Below are 21,458 nucleotides of genomic sequence, written 5' to 3' on the forward strand. Positions count from 1 at the left end.
CACGACGGGCCATGCTGGGCGGCCTCCCCCGTCTGCGGCAACCGCTTTTCGGCGGCCCTCGACCGGGCACGCCGTGACCGTGCCCACCTGATCGTCGTCCCCGGCGGTCGCGCACGTAAAGTCGGCCCATGACCTCTACTGACAGTGCACAGCAGCCCCCCGCGAAGGCCCCGGCGAAGGACCCCTGGGACCTGCCGGACGTGTCGGGGCTCGTCGTCGGCGTGCTCGGCGGCACCGGGCCGCAGGGCAAGGGCCTCGCCTATCGGCTCGCCAAGGCCGGCCAGAAGGTGATCATCGGATCGCGGGCCGCCGACCGCGCCCGGGGCGTCGCCGAGGAACTCGGGTACGGCGTCGAGGGCGCCGACAACGCCGAGACCGCCCGCCGCAGCGACATCGTGATCGTCGCGGTTCCGTGGGACGGGCACGGCGCGACCCTCGCGTCGCTGCGCGAGGAGCTGACCGGCAAGCTGGTCGTCGACTGCGTCAACCCGCTCGGCTTCGACAAGAAGGGCGCCTACGCCCTGAAGCCGGAGGAGGGCAGCGCGGCCGAGCAGGCCGCCGCCCTGCTGCCGGACTCGCGCGTCACCGCCGCTTTCCACCACCTCTCCGCCGTCCTCCTCGAGGACCCGGAGATCGACGAGATCGACACCGACGTGATGGTGCTCGGCGAGGTACGGGCCGACGTCGAGATCGTGCAGGCGCTGGCCGGCCGCATCCCCGGCATGCGCGGCATCTTCGCCGGCCGCCTGCGCAACGCCCACCAGGTCGAGTCCCTGGTCGCCAACCTGATCTCGGTGAACCGCCGCTACAAGGCCCACGCGGGCATCCGCCTCACGGACGTGTGAGGCGACGTACGTACGCGTACGGGCATGGGGGACACTGGACGCCGTACCACCCCGTCCGACCGCACTCCCAGGAGCCGACCCCCATGCCCCCCTCGCTCCCGCCCGGCCCGGCCCGGCGATTCGCCGTCTACGCCCTCGTGGTCTGTCTCCTCGCGGTCACCGCGGCCGCGGTCTCCTTCAGCCGAGGCAACTGGCTGGGTGTGGTGTGGCTGCTGATGGCCGGCCTGTCGTCCAACATGACCTGGTACTACGTGCGCAAGGCCCGGCAGGAGCCCCGGGCGGTCACATCCCGGTGAGGCAGATGTCGCTGTCCTCGCGCCAGAAGCGGTAGAGCCAGTAGCCGCAGTCGGACAGCTGGTCCTCGATGCCCAGGCCGCGCATGAACGCGTCGATCACGTCCCAGAACACCCCGTTCACCGCCGGGATCCACAGCACCGCGAACACGAGCAGCAGCCCGAAGGGCGCCAGCGGCTCCACCTGGCGGCGGATCTTGTACGACAGCCAGGGCTCGATGACGCCGTAGCCGTCCAGCCCCGGCACCGGCAGGAAGTTCAGGATCGCCGCCGTGACCTGCAGCATCGCGAGGAACGCGAGGGCGAACAGGAACGCCGCCGGCACGCCGTCCGTCACGCCCAGCCAGAAGGGCGCGGTGCAGACGGCCGCGAACGCGACGTTCGTCAGCGGGCCCGCCGCCGAGATCAGACTGTGCTTCCAGCGGCCCTGGATACGGCCCCGCTCGATGAACACCGCGCCACCGGGCAGACCGATCCCACCCATGATCACGAAGACGACGGGCAGCACGATGCTGAGCAGGGCATGGGTGTACTTCAGAGGGTTCAGGGTGAGATAGCCCTTGGCGCCGATGGAGATGTCACCGCTGTGCAGGGCGGTACGGGCGTGCGCGTACTCGTGCAGACACAGCGAGACGACCCACGCCGAGGTCACGAACAGGAAGACGGCCAGACCGGGCTGCTCGGCGAATCCGGTCCAAGTGGCCCATCCGGTGACCGCCATGACGGCCACGATCCCCACGAAGACGGGGCTGATGCTCCGGTCGCTCCGGCGGGACGCGGCGGTGGTCATGGGGCTCCTAGGACGCTCGGCGGACGGTCGATCACTCGATCGGACGGCCCGACGGTACCGGGCACACGCCGAAAACGTCTCGCGATCCCCTCCTGGTTCCTAGGAAGGTGGGGGACGAACGGTCGACGGTCACGCGGGAGAGTCCGACTCGATGTACCGGACACGCGAACCGACTCCGACAGGGACAACCGACAGGGACAATGGACCCCGTGCGCTATCGCATCCTCGGCACCACCCAGGCACTGCAGCTCGACGGCACCCCGGTCCCCGTGGGGGGCGCCCGGCTGCGCGCCCTGCTGACCGTGCTCGCGCTGCGCCGGGGGCGTACGGTGCCCGCGGCCGCGCTCGTCGACGAGGTGTGGGCCGACGATCCGCCCGCCGACGCGCCGGCCGCGCTGCAGGCGCTGGTCGGCCGGCTGCGCAGGGCGCTGGGCCCGGACGCCATCGCCTCGCTCAACGGCGGCTACCGCCTGGCGGCGGCGCCGGACGACATCGACCTCCACCGCTTCGAACGACTCGCGGACGAGGGCGCCCACGCCCTCGCCGACGGCGATCCCGCCAAGGCCGCCGGCCTCCTCGACGACGCGCTCGCCCTCTGGCAGGGCCCGCCGCTGGCCGACCTCCCCGACCGCACCGCCGAGGCCGCCCGCTGGGAGGCCCGCCGCCTCGAGGCCCACCGGACCCGCCTCACCGCCGCCCTCGCCCTGGGCCGCGCCGACACCGCCCTCCCGGACCTCACCGCCCTGTGCGACACCCATCCCCTCGACGAACCCCTCCAGAGCCTGCGCCTGCGGGCCCTGCGCGACACCGGCCGCACGGCCGAGGCCCTGGCCGCGTACGAGGAGGTACGCCGCCTCCTGGCCGACCGCCTGGGCACGGGCCCGGGTCCGGCCCTGCGCGCCCTCCACGGGGAGTTGCTGAGATCGGACGGCCCCGAGCCCCGCAAGGGGCGCGGGGAACCGCGCGAGAGGCCCCACGAACCGGCACCCGGCACCCCGACTCCCCGCCCAGGGCCGCGGCCGCACCTGGAACCGCACCCCCGTCCCACCCGCCCCCCGGGCAACCTCCGCGCCCGCCTCACCTCGTTCGTCGGCCGGGACACCGACATCGACACCATCCGTCACGACCTCACCGGCACCCGTCTCGTCACCCTCCTCGGCCCCGGCGGAGCCGGCAAGACCCGTCTCTCCCAGGAGGTCGCCGAGACGGTCGCCGAAGCCATGCCGGACGGCGTCTGGCTCGCCGAACTCGCCCCCGTGGACGACCCCGCGAACGTTCCGGAGACCGTCCTCACCGCCCTGGGCGCCCGCGGGACCGTCCTGCGGGGCGCCGGCGCCGAGGAGATGCGCGTCGCGGCGGACCGCAAGGACGACCCGCTGGCCCGTCTCACCGAGCACTGCGCCGGACGCCGCATGCTGCTGATCCTCGACAACTGCGAACACGTCGTGGACGCCGCCGCCCACCTGGTGGACCAGCTCCTGCGGCGCTGCCCGGAGCTGACCGTCCTCGCCACCAGCCGCGAACCCCTCGGCGTACCGGGGGAGTTGCTGCGCCCGGTGGAACCGCTGACGCAGCCGCACGCGCTGCGCCTGCTCGCCGACCGGGGGGCGGCCGCCCGGCCCGGCTTCACCGTCGACGCCGACCCCGAGGCCGCCGCCGAGATCTGCCGCCGTCTCGACGGGCTGCCCCTCGCCATCGAGCTGGCGGCGGCCCGGCTACGCATGCTGACGCCCCGTCAGATCGCCGACCGCCTCGACGACCGCTTCCGGCTGCTCACCTCGGGCAGCCGTACGGTCCTGCCCCGGCAACAGACCCTGCGCGCGGTCGTCGACTGGTCCTGGGAGCTGCTCGACGAGGACGAACGGTACGTCCTGCGGCGGCTGTCGGTGTTCGCCGGCGGCTGCGACCTGGCCGCCGCCGAGGCCGTCTGCGGCCCCGCCGCCCTGGACGCGCTCGGCTCGCTCGTCGACAAGTCCCTGGTCGTGGCGTCCCCTTCGGCGGTTCCCGCGGCCGGCCCCGGCGGCGAGATGCGCTACCGCCTCCTGGAGACCGTCGTCGAGTACGCGGGCGAACGGCTCGACGAGACCGGCACCCGCCCGGCCGCCGCACGCGCCCACCTCACGTACTACCGCGAACTCGTGCGCGCCACCGACCCGTTGCTGCGCGGCGCGGGGCAGCGCGCCGCGATCGGGCTGCTGGAGCTGGAGTACGAGAACATCCGCACCGCCCTGAGGCACGCCGTCGCCGAGCGGGACGAGCAGGAGGCGCTCTGCCTGGCGCTGTCGCTGTGCTGGTACTGGCAGATGCGCGACCTGAAGACCGAGGCCCGGCACTGGTCCGCCCAGGTCAAGGAACTCGGCCCGAACCCCTTCACCGCGCCCGCGCGCCCCGTCCCGGATCTGCGCGGACGTCTCGTCGACCAGCCGCCCCCGATGGGCCCGGACGTCCTCGCCGAGGCCCGGCGCGGGGTGCACCTCGTCCATCTGGCCTGCATGGACATGGAGTTGCCCGCCTGGCAGACCTCCGAGGCACAGGAGAAGCTGCGGGTCATCAGCGAGACCTACCGGCCGGGCCAGCCGCAGACCTGCCGCTTCCCGGGCTTCATGTGGTTCTACGCCGTCCTGCTGACCGGCGACATGGACCGGCTGCGCGCCATCCTCGAGGCCAACATCGACACCTGCCGCTCACTCGGCTTCACCTGGGAGCTGGCGCAGACCCTGCAGCTGCGGGCCAACATCCTCGCCAACCGCTCCGACTGGGCGGGCGACGCGATCGCGGACTCCGACGACGCGCTGGAGATCTTCGACCGGCTCGGGGACGCCTGGGGTGCCGCCGAGGCCCTCTCGGCGCGCGGCGAGTCCCTGGAACGCCGGGGCGAGTTCGGGCTCGCCGCCGCGGACTACGAACGGGCCATCGAGTACGCCGAACGGCTCGGCGCCAACGCTCAGCTGGGTGTCCTCGGCGTCCGGCTGGGCGGTGCGTACATCGAGAGCGGCGACCCCGAGCGCGGCGAGAAGATGCTGTTCGACGTGCTGGAGTCGGGGCGGGGGCGCCGCACCGCCGCCCGGGAGGCGGTGCCCATCGCCCGTCTCTACCTCGCCGCCCGCCTCGGCCGCACCGGGCGCACCACCGAGGCCAGGGAGCAGCTCACCCTGCTGCGCCAGGACTTCCACGCCGCCGACTACGTGCTCTTCGCCGGGTACGTCATCGGCGTCGAGGGCTGGCTGGAGGCGGTGTCCGGACGCCACGAGGAGGCGCTCACGCTGATGCGCCGGGCGCTGGAGCGGAGCCTGGACCGGCTGTCCCTGACGGTCGCGCCCTACATGCCCGCCGTCCATCTCGTGACCGCCGCCATAGCCGTCGCGGGTGTCGACGGCGGCGGCCGAGCCCGTGAGGCGGCCCGGCTCCTCGGCGCGGCCGCCGCGCTGCTGCCGTCCGGCCACTTCTCCAGCCCGATGGAGGCCGAGGCCCGGGCCATGGCCGAGGCGCTGACCCGTGCCTCGCTGGACGACGCGGCCTACGACGCCGCGTACGCCGAGGGCGGCGCCCTCACCCTGGAGGAGGCCGTCGCCCTCGTATGACCCTCGGCCGTACCCGTACGGGCCCGGTGGTCAGCTCTTGGTCTTGAACTTGTGGATCGCGATCGGCGCCATCACCGCCGTCAGGCCCACCGACCAGCCGAGGGTGACCAGCAGGTCGTGCGCGATCGGGCCGCCGGTCATCAGGCCGCGCGCCGCGTCCGCCAGGGACGACAGCGGGTTGTAGTCGGTGAAGGTCTGCAGCCAGCCCGGCATCGACCGGGTCGGCGCGAAGATCGACGACCCGAACTGCAGCGGGAACAGCACCAGGAACCCCATGGCCTGCACCGACTGGGCGTTCTTCATCGTCACGCCCAGCACCAGGAAGATCCACATCAGGGACGACCCGAAGACGACGGCCAGGCCCACCGCGCCGAACAGTCCGGGCCAGCTGGTGATGTCGAAGCCGATGAGCACCCCGACCGTCAGCAGGATGGTCGTGGCCACCAGCATGCGCAGCAGCTCGACGGAGATCTTCGCCAGCAGGACCGAGGACCGTCCGATCGGCAGGGACCGGAAGCGGTCCATGACGCCCTTCTGGAAGTCCTCGTTGAAGCCCGTGCCCACGCCCATGGCGATGTTCATGCCCATCATCGCCATCAGTCCGGGCACCACGTACTGCACGTACTGCTCCTGGCCGCCGCCCAGCGCCTGCCCGATGGAGCCGCCGAAGACGTACACGAACAGCAGGGTGAACACGATCGGCATCAGGACCGCGTCGAACATCGATTCGGGGTCCTGCCGTATCCACAGCAGGTTCCGCCGGACGAGCGCGCCGGTGTGCCGGGCGTGCGCCCGCAGCCCGATCCGGCCGTCGGCCTCGACGGTGTCACGGGTCGTGGGGACGGTGGTGGCGGCACTCATACGGCGACCTCCTCGTAGGCGGGGGAGGCCGCGTCCTGTGCCGCACCGGTCCTGTGCCCGGTGAGGGACAGGAACACCTCGTCCAGGCTGGGCAGTTCGGTACCGATCGAGGCGATGGTCACCCCGCGCGCGGTGATCGCGCCGACGACGGCGGTCAACTGTTCGTCGCTGAGGATCGGCACGAGGAGGGTGCCGGCCTCGGTGTCCACGGTGGTCGTGGCGAGCCCGGTGATGCCGAGGCCGTCCAGCTCCGCGGCCAGGGACCGCAGGTGCACCGGGTCGGCCGGCCGGACCCGCAGTGTGCGACCGCCGACCTGCGCCTTCAGCTCCTCGATACGGCCGCCCGCGATCACCGTGCCCTTGTCGATCACGGTCAGCTCGGAGGCCAGCTGCTCGGCCTCCTCCATGTACTGCGTGGTCAGCAGCACGGTCACCCCGTCGCCGACCATGCGCTTCACCTCGGTCCACACCTCGTTGCGCGTGCGCGGGTCGAGGCCGGTCGTCGGCTCGTCCAGATAGAGCACGGCCGGACTTCCGATCATGGACGCGGCCAGGTCGAGCCGCCGCCGCATACCGCCGGAGTACGTCGCCGCCGGGCGTCCGGCGGCGTCGGTCAGCGAGAACCGCTCCAGCAGGCCGGTGGCCCGGCTCCTGGCCTCCTTGCGGGGCAGGTCGAGCAGCCGGCCGATCATGTACAGGTTCTCGAAGCCGGAGAGCTTCTCGTCGACGGAGGCGTACTGGCCCGTCAGCCCGATCACGCGGCGCAGCTGCCTCGGCTGCCGCAGGACGTCGTAGCCGGCCACCGTCGCACGGCCCGCGTCGGGGGTGATCAGGGTGGACAGGCACCGCACGAGCGTCGTCTTGCCCGCGCCGTTCGGGCCGAGGACCCCCATCACCGTGCCCTCGCGCACGTCCAGGTCGACACCGTCCAGCGCCCTGGTCTCGCCGTAGTGCTTGACCAGCCCCCGCACGGTCACAGCGCCCTTCGCGCCGCCGGAGTTCTTGTCGATTCGTGTCATGGGGACGACACTCCCAGCCCCCACCGACAAACCACCGACAGCCCGCCGACAGCGCCGACGCCCCACCGACACGCCCGACGGCTCGGGTCTCGGCGGGTGCGGGTGCGGGTGCGGGTGGGGGTGCGGGTTCGGTGGGGCTGGTCGCGCAGTTCCCCGCGCCCCTGAAAAGCACGGGCCGCGCCCCGTGCTTTTCAGGCCCCGCGGTCGACCGGACCTAGTGGACCGAGTGCTCCTCCTGCGGGAACGTCCCGCCCACGACGTCCTCCGCGAACGCCTTCGCCGCGTCGCCCATGACCGTCCGCAGGTCGGCGTACTGCTTCACGAACTTCGGCATCCGCCCGCCGGTCAGCCCGAGCATGTCGGTCCACACGAGGACCTGCGCGTCGGTCTCGGCGCCGGCCCCGATCCCGACGGTCGGGATGTGGAGCACCCGGGTGACCTCCGCCGCCAGCTCCGCCGGAACCAGCTCCAGGACGACCGCGAACGCGCCCGCGTCCTGGACGGCCTTGGCGTCGCGCAGCAGCTGCTGCGCGGCCTCCTCGCCCCGGCCCTGCACGCGGTAGCCCATCGCGTTGACGGACTGCGGGGTGAGGCCGATGTGGGCCATGACGGGGATGCCGGACTCGACCAGCAGCTCGATCTGGCGGTGCGACCGCTCGCCGCCCTCCAGCTTGACCGCGCCGACCCCGGCCTCCTTCACCAGGCGGGTCGCCGAGCGCAGCGCCTGCACCGGGCCCTCCTGGTAGGAGCCGAAGGGCAGGTCACCGACGATGAGCGCGCGGCTGGTACCCCGGACGACGGCCGCGGAGAGCATGGTCATCTCGTCGAGGGTGACGGGCACGGTCGACTCGTATCCGAGGTGACAGTTGCCCGCGGAGTCACCGACGAGCATGACCGGGATGCCGGCCTCGTCGAAGACGGAGGCGGTCATCGCGTCGTAGGCGGTGAGCATGGGCCACTTCTCACCGCGTTCCTTGGCGAGGGCGATGTCCCGGACGGTGATGCGGCGTGTGCCCTTGCCCCCGTACAGCGCCTTGCTGCCGTCGGAGGGCTTCGTCTGGGCAGCCGAAAGCTGCGTCATGGCTCCAGCTCCTTCATGTCATCTCGAGGCACCCTGACGGTGTCCCCGGACCGCTTCCATGGTGGCACTTCGGGAGGGGGACGGCTAGGGCGGGCGCATGTGACCGTTCCGGCATGCGGCATGTAAGAACAGGGTAAAAGATTAACGATACGAGACGGTCCCGTATCGAAATAGGTCTAGGCTCGACGACATGACTACCGCAGTCCCTGACTCCCGCATACCGGCGGCGGTGCACAGGCGCCGCTGGGTGATCCTCGGTGTGCTGATGCTGAGCCTGCTGATCGTGGTGCTCGACAACTCGATCCTCAACGTCGCCATCAAGACGATCTCCACCCCCGAGCCCACCGGTCTGGGCGCCACCCAGAGCGAGCTGGAGTGGGCGATCAACGCCTACACGCTCGTCTTCGCGGGCCTGCTGTTCTCGGCGGGACTGCTCGGTGACCGGCTCGGCCGCAAGAAGGTGCTGCTCGGCGGACTGGTGGTCTTCGGCCTCGGCTCGGCGCTCGCCGCCATGTCGGGCTCCCCGGCCGAGCTGATCGTCTTCCGTGCCGTGATGGGCCTCGGCGCCGCCTTCGTGATGCCGGCCACCCTCGCCGTCCTGATGAACGTCTTCGAGCGCGACGAGCAGCCCAAGGCCATCGGCATCTGGGCGGGCGGCGTCGGCCTCGCCATCGCCATCGGCCCGATCACCGGCGGCCTCCTGCTCGACCACTTCTGGTGGGGCTCCGTCTTCCTGATCAACGTGCCGATCGTCGTCCTCGCGCTCGGCCTGATGATCTGGCTGGTGCCCGACTCGCGTGACCCCGACCCCGGCCGCATCGACCCCGTCGGCGTGGTGCTCTCCGTCGTCGGCCTCGTCCTCCTCGTCTACGGCATCATCCGCGGCGGCCAGCTCGCCGACTTCGCCGATGTCACGGTCCTCGCCACCATCGCGGCCGGACTCGCGGTCCTCGCCGCCTTCGTGGTGTTCGAGAAGCGCAGCGACCACCCGTCCATCGACATGACGTTCTTCAGGAACAAGGTCTTCTCGGCGTCCATCGGCGTCATCGGCCTGGTCTTCTTCGCCCTGATGGGCGTGACCTTCTTCTCCGTCTTCTACACCCAGACCGTGCGCGGCTACTCCCCGCTCCAGACCGGCCTGCTGATGCTGCCGCTCGCCGTCGCGCAGTTCGTCTTCGCGCCGCGCGCCCGCCTCGTCGTGGACCGCTTCGGCAACAGCGCGGTGTGCACGGCCGGCATGACGCTGATCGCCGGGATGCTGGCCGCGTTCGCCGTGCTGGACGCGGACACGCCGATCTGGGTCCTCGAAGTCATCTTCTTCCTCATGGGCGTGGGCATGGCCCATGTGATGACCCCGCTCAGCGTCGTCATCATGCAGGCGCTGCCCCGCGAGAAGGCCGGCTCCGCCTCCGCGCTCAGCAACACCTTCCGTCAGGTCGGCGGCGCACTCGGTATCGCCGTCCTCGGCTCGGTGCTGTCCACCGCCTACCGCGGCGGCATCGAGGACCGGTTGCCCCCGGGCGCCCCGCACGCCGCCGCCGAGTCCATCGAGGCCACCCTCGGCCTCGCCGCCCGTCTCGGCGAGCGGGGCGAGGCCCTGGTCGGCCCGGCCCACGACGCCTTCCTGCACGCCATGCACGTGACCGCGCTGTGCGGGGCCGGTGTCGCCCTGATCGGCGCCGTGGCCATGGCGGTGTTCCTGCCGGGGAGGGCCGAGGGCGGTCAGGAGGGCAAGCAGGAGCCCGAGTTGGCGGCCGTCGACCACTGACCCGACAATCGGTCCGGTCCCACGACACACAGAGACGGAGTCGACCTTGAGCCTCGCCGAGAGCCACGCCGCAGGCGGACGCGTCCGGGACGCGGGGCCCGTCCGCGGGCGTCCCCGCAGCGAGGCCGTGGAGCGGGCCATCGTCGAAGGCGTGATGAAACTCCTCGAAGAGGGCGTGCCGCTCGCGGAGTTGTCGATCGAACGGGTCGCCCGCACCGCCCGTGTCGGCAAGGCGACCATCTACCGCCGCTGGAGCGGCAAGGAGGCGCTGTTCGTCGACGTACTGCGTGCCGCGGAACCCCCGGACCCGGTGCTGCCCGGTACCTCGATGCGCGACGACCTGGTCGTCTTCCTGGAGGCGGCCCGCAGGCGCGGCCTGCTCAACCGGCCGTCGGCGATCCTGCACAACGTCATCGCCCAGATGAAGAGCAGCCCCAAGATCTGGGACGCCTACCACGCGGAGGTCGTCGCCCCCCGCCGCCGGGCCCTCGCCGAAGTCCTGCGCCGGGGACGGGACAACGGCGAACTCCGCGCCGACGTGGACCTCGACCTCGTCGGCGACCTGGTCTTCGGCCCCATGCTCGTGCGCACCGTCATGCGCCCGGAGGCCCCGCTGCCCGAGGATCTCGCGGAGAACATCGTCGACACCGTGCTCGAAGGGCTACGTCCTGCTGCGAAGTGAGTCACAGCGATGTGCGCGTTTCGTTACAGACGTCGGGACCTGACCGCCGGTTCGGAACTCCGAACAGCGAGTTGTTCGTCCTCGTGCTCGCAAGGCCGCGATGCGGCGTCGGGATCGGCGGCGATCATCCCCTAGGGTCTTGAGGCGCGGGGAAGAGTGCACGGCAGGCAGTGAGGCGACGGTATGGCGCAGGCGTACATGACGGAGACGGGCGGCGGCGACACGGGCCAGGGCCGCGAACGAAACCGGCTCCGGCGCCTGCTGGGCCGCCTCTTCGGCGGCTGGAGAGGGGACCGGCGGATCTGGCGGCGTGGCATCGTCCTCGCCGTCCTCGCGGTCCTCGTGGCTCTGGTCATGGTCCTGCACGCCCAGGTCCCCAACGCGGTGGGAAACCTCGGCAGTCTGACGGAGACGTTCCTGCCCTGGCTGGGCGTCGCGATCCCGCTGCTGCTGATCCTCGCGCTGGTCCGCAGGTCGGCGACCGCGCTCGTCGCGCTCCTGGTGCCCACGGTCGTCTGGCTGAACACCTTCGGCGGGCTCGTCACCAGCAAGACCGGCAGCGGCGGTGACTTCACCGTCGTGACCCACAACGTCAACGCGGACAACGCCGATCCGTCCGGCACGGCCCGCGAGGTCGCCTCCTCCGGCGCGGACGTGGTGGCCCTGGAGGAACTGACCGAGAACGCGGTGCCGGTGTACGAGAAGGCGCTGGCGGCGACGTATCCGTACCACGAGGTGGTCGGCACCGTCGGCCTGTGGAGCAAGTACCGGATGAGCGGCACCAAGCCGGTCGACATCAAGCTCGGCTGGGAGCGCGCGATGCGGTCGACGGTGGCGACACCGGACGGACGGGTCGCCGTGTACGTCGCCCACCTGCCCTCGGTGCGGGTCAAGCTGGAGGCCGGGTTCACCGCCCGCCAGCGCGACAAGAGCGCCGACGCCCTCGGCGAGGCCATCGCCGACGAGCCGATCCCGCACGTCGCCCTCCTCGGCGACCTCAACGGCACCATGAACGACCGGGCCCTGAACGCCGTCACCGCCCAGATGCGCTCCACCCAGGGCGCGGCGGGCGACGGCTTCGGCTTCAGCTGGCCCGCCTCGTTCCCGATGGCCCGCATCGACCAGATCATGGTCCGGGGCATGGAGCCCACGGCGTCCTGGACCCTCCCGGAGACCGGCAGCGACCATCTGCCCGTGGCGGCCCGGGTGACGATCGACACGTCCGGGAGCTGACGCCCCTGGTGAGGCGGCTACGGGCGGTGGGGGAACAGAACCCCGGTTCGAGTTTGTTCCGCAAAGGAACATACGATGAAACGGAACCCCGGCATCCCCCCCGCTCTCCCTGAAAGGTCCCGCCATGCCCTTGGCCCTGCTCGCTCTCGCCGTAGGCGCCTTCGGAATCGGCACGACCGAGTTCGTCATCATGGGCCTCCTCCCGGAGGTCGCGGCCGACCTCGGCATCTCGATCCCCGCCGCCGGCCACCTCGTCTCCGCCTACGCGCTGGGTGTCGTCATCGGCGCCCCGCTGCTCGCCGCGGTCACGGCCCGGCTGCCCCGCCGCAAGGTCCTGATCGGGCTGATGGTCCTCTTCGTCGTCGGCAACGCGCTGTCCGCGCTCGCCCCCGACGAGCACTGGCTGCTCGCCGCCCGCTTCCTCAGCGGTCTGCCGCACGGCGCCTTCTTCGGCGTGGGCGCGGTCGTCGCGACCGGCCTCGTCGCCCCGGAGCGCAGGGCCCGCTCGGTCTCGCTGATGTTCCTGGGCCTGACGATCGCCAACGTCGCCGGCGTACCCGCCGCGACCCTCGTGGGCCAGCACTTCGGCTGGCGGATCACCTTCCTCGGCGTCGGCGCGATCGGTCTGGCGGCCATCGCCTCCCTGGCGTTCCTGCTCCCGCGCGACCACGCGGCCGCCCCGACGGCCGGCCTGCGCGGCGAACTGGGCGCCCTGCGCTCCCTGCCCGTCTGGCTCGCCCTCGGCACGACCGTCGCGGGCTTCGGCGCCCTCTTCTCCGCCTACAGCTACATCACGCCGATGCTCACGGAGTCCGCCGGATACGCTGCCGGCAGCGTGACCCTGCTGCTCGCGCTGTTCGGCGTGGGGGCGACCATCGGAAACCTGGCCGGCGGCCGTCTCGCCGACCACTCCCTGCGGGGCACCCTCTTCGGCGGCCTGGCCTCGCTGGTCCTGATCCTCGCGCTGTTCCCGGTCCTGATGTCCGCGCAGTGGAGCGCCGCCCTGGCCGTGCTGCTCCTCGGTGTCGCGGCCTTCGCCACCGGCTCGCCCCTGCAGCTGATGGTCATGGAGAAGGCCGCCGCGGCCCCCTCCCTCGCCTCCTCCGCCAACCAGGCCGCCTTCAACCTCGCCAACGCCGGCGGCGCCTGGACCGGCGGGCTGGCCCTCTCCGCCGGCCTCGGCGCGACCGCCCCGGCGACCGTGGGCGCGGGCCTCGCGGTGGTCGGCCTGGCGGTCGCGGCCGTCGCCCGCACCGTGGACACCCGCCGCGCACCCGCGCACGCCGCCCGGAGCCATGCCCGCGTGGTGGCCTCGCACGTACCGGGCGAGCGGGAGACGGCACGCGTCTGAGCCGGGCGGCGGCACACGCCCGCTGCGGAGCGCGGGCACCCGCCGGTCGGCGGGCCCCCGGCCCCGGGCCTTTCCGGGCCGGGGGCCCGGACGCGTCCACGAGCCGGACGGCCCCTGCGTAATCCCCTCGCGCACGGGCCGGCCCCGGACCTACTCTCGCCGCCATGACGGCACACGGCACCCCCGCAGAGACACGGACCGCTCTCCCCGTGACGGGCGCGGTGATCCGGCGGGAGACCGACGACGACCACCGAGCGGTGCGCGAGGTGCACACCCGTGCGTTCGGGGACGGCGAGCGGATTCCCGGGCTCGTGGAGGCGCTGCGCACCGCGCAGGCCGCGACCGCGCCGATGTCCTTCGTCGCCACCGTCGACGACCGGGTCGTCGGGCACGTCCTGCTGAGCGCGGCGCGCCTGGACGCTCCGCGCCGGATCGTGGACGTGCTGACCCTGTCGCCGCTGGGCGTGGTCCCGGACCTCCAGGGGCAGGGCATCGGCACACGGCTCGTCGCGCACGCCCTCGCGGCGGCCGACGGCCAGGGGGTGCCGCTGGTCTTCCTGGAGGGTTCACCGCGCTACTACGGCACGCGCGGCTTCGAGAGCGCCGTCGCGGCGGGCTTTTGCCCGCCGTCGCTGCGCATCCCCGAAGCCGCGTTCCAGGTCGCCCGCCTCTCCACGTACGAGCCGTGGATGACGGGCACCTTCGTCTACGCGGAGCCGTTCTGGGCCCTCGACTGCGTCGGGCTGCGCGACCCCGCGGCCTGAGAGACCCCGTGACCCGCCTACGCCTGCTCGCGCCACCGGTTGGTGATCGGCAGCCGGCGGTCCTTGCCGAACCCCTTCGGGGAGATCTTCGTGCCCGGCGGGTACTGGCGCCGCTTGTACTCGGCGGTGTCGACCATACGGAGCGTCTTGACCACCAGCTCCCGGTCGAACCCGGCGGCCACGATCGCGTCGGCGCCCTGGTCGCGGTCGACGTAGAGCTCCAGGATCGCGTCCAGGACCGGATAGTCCGGCAGGGAGTCCGTGTCGACCTGCCCGGGACGCAGTTCGGCGCTCGGCGGCTTGGAGATGGAGTTCTCCGGGATCGGCGGGGTCTGCCCCCGCTCCGCCGCCGCCCGGTTGCGCCACTCGGCGAGCCGGAAGACCGACGTCTTGTACACGTCCTTGATGGGGCCGTACGCGCCCACCGAGTCGCCGTACAGCGTCGAATACCCCACCGCCAGCTCCGACTTGTTGCCGGGCGCCAGCACGATGTGGCCCTCCTGGTTGGAGATCGCCATCAACAGCGTTCCCCGGAGCCGCGACTGGAGGTTCTCCTCCGCCAGGCCCGTCAGTTCGGTCGACGACATATACGCGTCGAACATCGGAGCGATCGAGATCGTGCGGAAGTTGAGCCCCGTGCGGCGCGCCAGCTCCGCCGCGTCACCCTTGGAGTGGTCCGACGAGTACTTCGACGGCATGGACACGCCGTACACGTTCTGCGCCCCCAGCGCGTCGCACGCGAGCGCCGCGACGAGCGCCGAGTCGATGCCGCCGGAGAGACCGATGAGGACGGACCGGAAACCGTTCTTCGCCGCGTACGCCCGCAGACCGACGACCAGCGCCGAGTACACCTCCTCGTCGTCGTCGAGGCGCTCCGCGTACCCGCCGGTCAGCTCCGGCTCGTACGCGGGCAGCGGCTCCTCGGAGATGACGAGGCGGTCCACGCGCAGCCCGTCGTCGACGATCCCGGTGACCGGTTCGGCGGCGCCCGCCGGCAGGTCCAGGTCGAGGACGACGCACCCCTCGGAGAACTGCGGCGCCCGCGCGACCACTTCGCCGTGCCGGTCCACCACGATGGAGTCGCCGTCGAACACCAGCTCGTCCTGGCCGCCGATCATCGCCAGATAGGCGGTGGTGCAGCCGGCCTCCTGCGCGCGCTTGCGCACCAGTTCGAGGCGGGTGTCGTCCTTGTCGCGCTCGTACGGCGAGGCGTTGATGGAGAGCAGCAGCCCGGCCCCGGCGGACCGGGCGGCCGGCACGCGGCCCCCGTCCTGCCAGAGGTCCTCGCAGATGGCGAGGGCGATGTCGACGCCGTGCAGGCGCACGACGGGCATGGTGTCGCCGGGCACGAAGTAGCGGAACTCGTCGAACACGCCGTAGTTCGGGAGGTGGTGCTTGGCGTAGGTGAGCGCCACCTCGCCCCGGTACAGCACCGCGCCCGCGTTGCGCGGGGCCCCCGCGGGCTGGCCGTACTTCGGGGCGGCGGACTCGGAACGGTCGAGGTAGCCGAGGACCACCGGCAGCTCCCCGAAGCCCTCGTCGGCGAGCCGCGCGGCGAGCGCCCCCAGCGCGGAGCGGGACGCCTCCACGAAGGACTGGCGCAGTGCCAGGTCCTCGACGGGATACCCGGTCAGCACCATCTCGGGGAACGCGACCAGATGCGCTCCCTGCTCGGCGGAGTGCCGGGTCCAGCGGACCACCGCCTCGGCGTTCCCGGCGATGTCGCCGACCGTCGAGTCGATCTGATTCAAAGCGAGACGAAGTTGAGGCACGGGACCCAGTGTAATCGTCAGAGCGACACTATGGGGTGTGGGGCGCCCCACGTTCGGCGCGCCCCACGGATCCTCCCGCGACTCCTGTCGGCTCGCATCGGCTCCTATCGGCGGTACGACTCCACATAGCCCGGGGCGGGCGACCCCACCCCGGTCACGTCGTCGTACCCGCGCACGGCGTGCAGCGAGCTGTCGGCGCCCAGGGTGCGTACGGAGGTGGCCGGCCCGTCGGTCGTGTCGTAGCCGTTGACGAAGTCGACGCGGGCCACCGCGAGCCCCCGGCCGCCCGTCGGGTGGTCGGTGACGTCGTGGAACACCGTGGCGCCGTACGACGACGAGGCGTACCGGGCGTAGATCGCCGGGTTGGCGAAGCCCAGCGGACGGCCGCCGTGCGCCTCCTGGGCCAGCGCCTGGACGCCCGCGACGACCGGTGCGGCGAGCGAGGTGCCGCCGATCCGGTACTCGCCGTACCCCTGCCCGCCCTCGGGCAGGGTCTGCGTCTGCCCGACCAGGAACCCGGTGTTCGGGTCGGCGATCGCCGCGATGTCCGGCACCGTACGCATCGGCGCGCCCCCGCCGGCCGTCGCGAGCGCCTTCGGGACGAGACCCCGCTGGTAGAAGGGCTGCCGCACGGTCCGGCTGGTGCCGCCGCCCGCGCCGGACGTGAAGGCGCCGGGGAAGCCGGTCCAGCTCTTGCCGTCGTCGGACAGCGTGGCCTTCAGGGTGCCCCAGCCGGTCTCCCACAGGTACGCGTCGCGCTTGCCGACCGCCAGCGACGTACCGCCGACCGCCGTCACCCATGCCGAGTTCGCCGGTGTGTCCACCTGCTTGGTGCCCGTGTTCGCGACCTCGTCGCCGTCGTCCCCGGAGGAGAAGCAGAAGCCGATGCCCTCGACCGCGCCGAGCTGGAACACCTGGTCGTAGGCAGCGGCGAGGCCGGGGGTCTGGTTGGCCTCGATGTCGCCCCAGGAGTTGGAGACGACGTCGGCCAGACGCCCGTCGACGATCTTCCCGAGCGCGTCGATCAGATCGTCGTCGTGGCAGGACGCGGACCCGACGTACACGATGTCGGAGGCGGGCGCGACCGCGTGCACGGCCTCCACGTCGAGGGTCTCCTCGCCGTACCAGCCGGACGCCGAGCACTCCTCGGTCGCCGTGTACTCCTTCGGCAGCACCTGTCGCAACTGCCCGCCCCGGTAGGCCGGATCACCGTGCTTCCCCGCGTACGTGGCCGCGTCCGACGCGATCGTCGGTGAGGCGTACGCGTCCGTGATCGCGACCCGCACCCCCTTGCCCGTACGCCTTCCGGCCCCGTACGCGGCCCGCAGCTGCCGGCCCGTGTACCCCTGGACCGCGTACGGGATCTTCGTGCCGTACGCGTCGGGCAGGGTGCTCGCGGTCTTCGAGCCGTGGTACGACGAGAAGGGCCCCGCGTTGCGGAACACCGTGTCCGGCGGGGGGAGCTGGTCGTCGTGGGTCGCCCGGTGCGGGGCGGTGTCCAGGCCCGTGACGGTCAGCACCGCCCCGTTCAGCCGCGCGGGCGCGGAGGCCGTCCCCGCGGGGGCCCGGTAGGTGTGGCCGTCCTTGTGGTAGTTGTGCAGCTGCGTGCCGAACGCCCGCTCGGCGTCGGCGACTTCACCGGTCACCGAGAGGTAGTGCCGGTTCGTGCCGGTGACGGTGAGCCCGGCGTCCTGGAGCCAGGTCCTCACCGCCGCGACCTGCGCCGCGGTCGCCCCGAAGCGCGCCCGCGTCCGCGCGGCGCTCAGGAACTTCCCGTAGGACGCCGACGAGGGATCGGACACGGCCCTGGCGTACGTCGCCAGTCCGGCCGCGTCCCGGCCGGCCAGATAGACACGGGCGGACACCCGGGAGCCGTCGGCGGCGGCTCCCGCGTCCGCCTGGGCCGTGGCCCACGCCGGCCTCGTCCCCTGCAGTGTGTCCCGGCCTGGGTCGGCCGAGGCGTGGGCCACAGGCGTGCCCAGTGCCAGCGCGCCGGCGAGCAGTACGGCCCCTGCGGACCTCTTGGATCTCATGGAGCGAAAACCCCCTGGAAGCGGTTCGTCGCGAGTGGATCACCCAACGGTGGTCACTCTCGCGATGAACCGTTCATGCCAGGGAATGGCGGCGGGCAGGGCTGGGCCAAGAACGCCCCAAGCGAACGTATGGAAGCGTACGGAAGCCCCAAGGAACCGTGTGCGCAAGTGATTTGCGGCATACGTCCCTGGGGCTCCGGGGGCGGGCCGGTCACCCGGCCCGGAGGGCTACCGCGGCGCGGCCCCGCGCTCCTTGAGCATCCCCGTCATCAGCGAGATCTCGGACTCCTGGGCGTTGACCATGCCCTGCGCGAGCTTCTTCTCCACGCCGACCGTGCACTTCGAGACGCAGCCCTCTGCCATGTGGACGCCGCCCTTGTGGTGGTCGATCATCAGCTGGAGGTAGAAGATCTCGGCCTGCTTGCCGTTGAGCTCGCCGAGCTTCTTCATCTCGGTGTCGGTGGCCATCCCCGGCATCAGCGCGCCGTCCTCGCCGGAGGCCATGCCGCCCATGCCCATCCAGGCCATCGGCTCGTCCGACGACACCTTCGGCAGGCCCCACAGATCGAGCCAGCCGATCATCATGCCGCGCTGGTTGGCCTGGGTCTGCGCGATGTCGTACGCGAGCCGCCGGACCTCCTCGTCGTCCGTCCCGTCGCGCACGGTGTACGACATCTCGACGGCCTGCTGGTGATGGACGGCCATGTCCCGGGCGAACCCCGCGTCCGCGGAGTCGGCGGCGGGGGCCTTCAGCCCGGACTCGTCGCCGTCGGCGACCGCGTAGGTGATCGCTCCCGCCGCGACGAGCACCGCCGCGGCCCCGGAGGCGATCCAACCGATGTGCTTCATGCTTCCCACTGTCCCAGGCCCGCTGCCGCTAGGAGACGCCGTTGGTGCAGGCGGCACCCGGCTCGGGCGTCTGCTCGCCCTGGACGTACGTCTCGAAGAACTTGTCCACGTTCGGGTCCTTCGCGCCGGTCACCGTGCGCTGGTGGCCCCACGCGCTGAGCATGATCGGGTCCTTCTGGTCCTCGACCGGGCTCATCAGGGTGTACGGGGTCTTCTTGACCTTCTCCGCGAGCGCCTTCACATCGGCCTCGGAGGCCTTGCTGTTGTAGGAGACCCAGACGGCGCCGTGCTCCAGGGAGTGCACGGCGTTCTCGTTCTTGATCGCCTTGTCGTAGACGTCGCCGTTGCAGTTCTGCCAGACCGGGTTGTGGTCGCCGCCCACCGGGGGCTCCATCGGGTACTTCACGCTCTTGGTGACGTGGTTCTGGGTGAGCTTGGTGCTCCAGGTCCTGACACCGTCGGACCCGGTCTTCCACTTGCCCGTCGACTTGGAGTCGCTCGCCACGCTGCCGCTGTCGTCGGACTGGGAGCGGATCAGGACCGTCCCGCCCACCACGAGGCCGGCGACTATCAGCACGCTGGCGCCGATCGTGAGGATCCGGGTCCGGCGCTCACGGGAGCGCTCGGCACGGCGCATCGCCTCGATGCGTGCCTTGCGGTCCCCGCTGCTGTTGGTCTTGGCGGCCATGGGGTGTGTCCTTAGTGGGGGATGGGTCGGATGGGACGGTCGGATCAGCTGATCGTAAGTTGATCCGCTCCCTCGCGTAAACGAGGGATCCCGCCTCCCATGCTGCCTCGCCTGTGCGGTGGTCCGCCCACGGAACGACACGGGCGTTACGGATGTCGGCCCGAGCAGGCAAGATGGGCGGCAGAGCGGTTGAGCGGCACCGAGAGCGGTACACCCGCACAGCGGGAGGTACACCTGCCGTGTGCCGGGCGTTCGGCTGGAGGTCGGTTTGCCGATCAAGGTGCGCAACGCGCACGAAATGGTGTTGTGGTGGGATGCTCAGGTGCCCGACCGCCTCCCGTCGCTCGGGAGCAAGGCGGCCTGACCAGCAAGGAATGGGTGGAAGCGGAAGATGGACAAGCAGCAGGAGTTCGTGCTCCGTACGTTGGAGGAGCGCGACATCCGTTTCGTACGCCTGTGGTTCACGGACGTGCTGGGCTTCCTGAAGTCCGTCGCCGTGGCCCCCGCCGAGCTGGAACAGGCGTTTGACGAGGGCATCGGCTTCGACGGCTCGGCCATCGAGGGCTTCGCCCGGGTGTACGAGTCCGACATGATCGCCAAGCCGGACCCGTCGACCTTCCAGGTCCTGCCGTGGCGCGCGGAGGCCCCCGGCACCGCCCGGATGTTCTGCGACATCCTCATGCCCGACGGCTCCCCGTCCTTCGCCGACCCGCGCTACGTCCTCAAGCGCGCCCTGGCGAAGACCTCCGACCTGGGCTTCACCTTCTACACCCACCCCGAGATCGAGTTCTTCCTCCTGAAGGACAAGCCGGTCGACGGCTCCCGCCCGACCCCGGCCGACAACTCGGGCTACTTCGACCACACCCCGCAGAACGTCGGCATGGACTTCCGCCGCCAGGCGATCACCATGCTGGAGTCCATGGGCATCTCGGTCGAGTTCTCCCACCACGAGGGCGCCCCCGGCCAGCAGGAGATCGACCTCCGCTACGCCGACGCGCTCTCCACGGCCGACAACATCATGACGTTCCGCCTGGTCATGAAGCAGGTCGCGCTGGAGCAGGGCGTCCAGGCGACCTTCATGCCGAAGCCGTTCTCCGAACACCCGGGCTCCGGCATGCACACGCACCTGTCCCTCTTCGAGGGCGACCGGAACGCGTTCTACGAGTCGGGCGCGGAGTACCAGCTGTCCAAGGTCGGCCGCTCCTTCATCGCGGGCCTGCTCAAGCACGCGGCCGAGATCGCCGCCGTGACCAACCAGTGGGTCAACTCCTACAAGCGCATCTGGGGCGGCTCCGAGCGCACCGCCGGCGCCGGCGGCGAGGCCCCCTCGTACATCTGCTGGGGCCACAACAACCGCTCCGCCCTGGTCCGCGTCCCCATGTACAAGCCCGGCAAGACGGGCTCGGCACGGGTCGAGGTCCGCTCCCTGGACTCCGGCGCGAACCCCTACCTGGCGTACGCGATGCTCCTGGCCGCCGGCCTCAAGGGCATCGAGGAGGGCTACGAACTGCCGCCGGGCGCCGAGGACGACGTCTGGGCCCTCTCGGACGGGGAGCGCCGCGCGATGGGCATCGAGCCGCTCCCGCAGAACCTGGGCGAGGCCCTGTCCCTCATGGAGCGCAGCGACCTGGTGGCCGAGACCCTGGGCGAACACGTCTTCGATTTCTTCCTGCGCAACAAGCGCCAGGAGTGGGAGGAGTACCGCAGCGAGGTCACGGCCTTCGAGCTGCGGAAGAACCTGCCGGTGCTGTAGGCGCAGGTCAGGGCGGGTTTCCCGTCGTGACGACCCGTGGGGCCGACGGTCGTGGACCGTCGGCCCCACGGCATGTCGCCCGCCGGACCGCGGGC

The 21,458-nt window shown here is 71.7% G+C and carries 17 protein-coding genes; 9 read left to right on the forward strand and 8 right to left on the reverse strand.

Features of this window, described 5'->3' with window-relative positions:
• Positions 1-128: 128 nt before the first annotated feature.
• Positions 129-845, forward strand: a complete 717-nt coding sequence (gene npdG / locus ACFU5F_RS27465) for an NADPH-dependent F420 reductase (protein ID WP_383892526.1) — start codon at positions 129-131, stop codon at positions 843-845.
• An 83-nt stretch (positions 846-928) separates the two neighbouring features.
• A complete protein-coding gene (locus ACFU5F_RS27470; protein WP_383892529.1) occupies positions 929-1,141 on the forward strand; it encodes a hypothetical protein in 213 nt (70 codons plus the stop codon).
• Here the strand turns inward: ACFU5F_RS27470 and ACFU5F_RS27475 are convergent.
• Complete coding sequence (locus ACFU5F_RS27475) at positions 1,128-1,928, reverse strand: site-2 protease family protein (RefSeq protein WP_383892532.1); 801 nt, start codon at positions 1,926-1,928, stop codon at positions 1,128-1,130. The genes ACFU5F_RS27470 and ACFU5F_RS27475 overlap by 14 nt on opposite strands.
• Before the next feature lie 200 nt (positions 1,929-2,128).
• On the opposite strand from ACFU5F_RS27475, the gene ACFU5F_RS27480 reads away from it, so the two are divergent.
• A complete protein-coding gene (locus ACFU5F_RS27480) occupies positions 2,129-5,509 on the forward strand; it encodes a BTAD domain-containing putative transcriptional regulator (RefSeq protein ID WP_383892535.1) in 3,381 nt (1,126 codons plus the stop codon).
• 30 nt (positions 5,510-5,539) lie between these two features.
• Here the strand turns inward: ACFU5F_RS27480 and ACFU5F_RS27485 are convergent, their stop codons facing one another.
• The 3 genes from ACFU5F_RS27485 to panB form a co-directional block, all read right to left on the reverse strand.
• The gene (locus ACFU5F_RS27485) at positions 5,540-6,370 is read right to left on the reverse strand and encodes an ABC transporter permease (RefSeq protein ID WP_383892538.1); all 831 of its coding nucleotides are present in this window, start codon (positions 6,368-6,370) and stop codon (positions 5,540-5,542) included.
• Positions 6,367-7,389, reverse strand: a complete 1,023-nt coding sequence (locus ACFU5F_RS27490) for an ATP-binding cassette domain-containing protein (protein ID WP_383892541.1) — start codon at positions 7,387-7,389, stop codon at positions 6,367-6,369. The genes ACFU5F_RS27485 and ACFU5F_RS27490 overlap by 4 nt, the downstream gene beginning before the upstream one ends.
• Positions 7,390-7,603: 214 nt before the next feature.
• Positions 7,604-8,470 carry a 3-methyl-2-oxobutanoate hydroxymethyltransferase gene (gene panB, locus ACFU5F_RS27495; protein WP_383892544.1) on the reverse strand — a complete coding sequence of 289 codons (867 nt, stop codon included), beginning with the start codon at positions 8,468-8,470 and terminating at the stop codon, positions 7,604-7,606.
• 190 nt (positions 8,471-8,660) lie between these two features.
• On the opposite strand from panB, the gene ACFU5F_RS27500 reads away from it, so the two are divergent.
• The 5 genes from ACFU5F_RS27500 (at position 8,661) to ACFU5F_RS27520 (ending at position 14,268) form a co-directional block, all read left to right on the forward strand.
• The gene (locus ACFU5F_RS27500; protein ID WP_383892547.1) at positions 8,661-10,238 is read left to right on the forward strand and encodes an MFS transporter; all 1,578 of its coding nucleotides are present in this window, start codon (positions 8,661-8,663) and stop codon (positions 10,236-10,238) included.
• A 46-nt stretch (positions 10,239-10,284) separates the two neighbouring features.
• A complete protein-coding gene (locus ACFU5F_RS27505; RefSeq protein ID WP_383892550.1) occupies positions 10,285-10,920 on the forward strand; it encodes a TetR/AcrR family transcriptional regulator in 636 nt (211 codons plus the stop codon).
• A gap of 183 nt (positions 10,921-11,103) precedes the next feature.
• A complete protein-coding gene (locus tag ACFU5F_RS27510; protein ID WP_383892553.1) occupies positions 11,104-12,153 on the forward strand; it encodes an endonuclease/exonuclease/phosphatase family protein in 1,050 nt (349 codons plus the stop codon).
• Between the two features lie 124 nt (positions 12,154-12,277).
• Positions 12,278-13,504: an MFS transporter gene (locus ACFU5F_RS27515; RefSeq protein ID WP_383892555.1), complete on the forward strand. Its 1,227-nt coding sequence runs from the start codon at positions 12,278-12,280 to the stop codon at positions 13,502-13,504.
• A gap of 221 nt (positions 13,505-13,725) precedes the next feature.
• Entirely contained in the window at positions 13,726-14,268 is a 543-nt protein-coding gene (locus ACFU5F_RS27520) for a GNAT family N-acetyltransferase (protein ID WP_383892605.1), read from the forward strand.
• Between the two features lie 17 nt (positions 14,269-14,285).
• On the opposite strand, the gene ACFU5F_RS27525 is transcribed toward ACFU5F_RS27520, so the two are convergent.
• The 4 genes from ACFU5F_RS27525 to ACFU5F_RS27540 all read right to left on the reverse strand — a co-directional run bounded on the left by ACFU5F_RS27525 (position 14,286) and on the right by ACFU5F_RS27540 (position 19,610).
• Positions 14,286-16,040, reverse strand: a complete 1,755-nt coding sequence (locus tag ACFU5F_RS27525) for an NAD+ synthase (protein ID WP_383892557.1) — start codon at positions 16,038-16,040, stop codon at positions 14,286-14,288.
• Positions 16,041-16,144: 104 nt separating this feature from the next.
• Positions 16,145-18,073, reverse strand: coding sequence for a protease pro-enzyme activation domain-containing protein (locus tag ACFU5F_RS27530; RefSeq protein WP_383892560.1), 1,929 nt, complete (start codon positions 18,071-18,073; stop codon positions 16,145-16,147).
• 228 nt (positions 18,074-18,301) lie between these two features.
• The gene (locus tag ACFU5F_RS27535; protein ID WP_383892563.1) at positions 18,302-18,922 is read right to left on the reverse strand and encodes a DUF305 domain-containing protein; all 621 of its coding nucleotides are present in this window, start codon (positions 18,920-18,922) and stop codon (positions 18,302-18,304) included.
• A 28-nt stretch (positions 18,923-18,950) separates the two neighbouring features.
• Positions 18,951-19,610 carry a DUF3105 domain-containing protein gene (locus ACFU5F_RS27540; protein WP_383892566.1) on the reverse strand — a complete coding sequence of 220 codons (660 nt, stop codon included), beginning with the start codon at positions 19,608-19,610 and terminating at the stop codon, positions 18,951-18,953.
• A 391-nt stretch (positions 19,611-20,001) separates the two neighbouring features.
• On the opposite strand from ACFU5F_RS27540, the gene glnA reads away from it, so the two are divergent.
• Entirely contained in the window at positions 20,002-21,363 is a 1,362-nt protein-coding gene (gene glnA, locus ACFU5F_RS27545) for a type I glutamate--ammonia ligase (protein WP_383892570.1), read from the forward strand.
• Positions 21,364-21,458: the final 95 nt, after the last annotated feature.

The organism is Streptomyces sp. NPDC057438, from assembly GCF_042802995.1.
Taxonomy (GTDB): domain Bacteria; phylum Actinomycetota; class Actinomycetes; order Streptomycetales; family Streptomycetaceae; genus Streptomyces.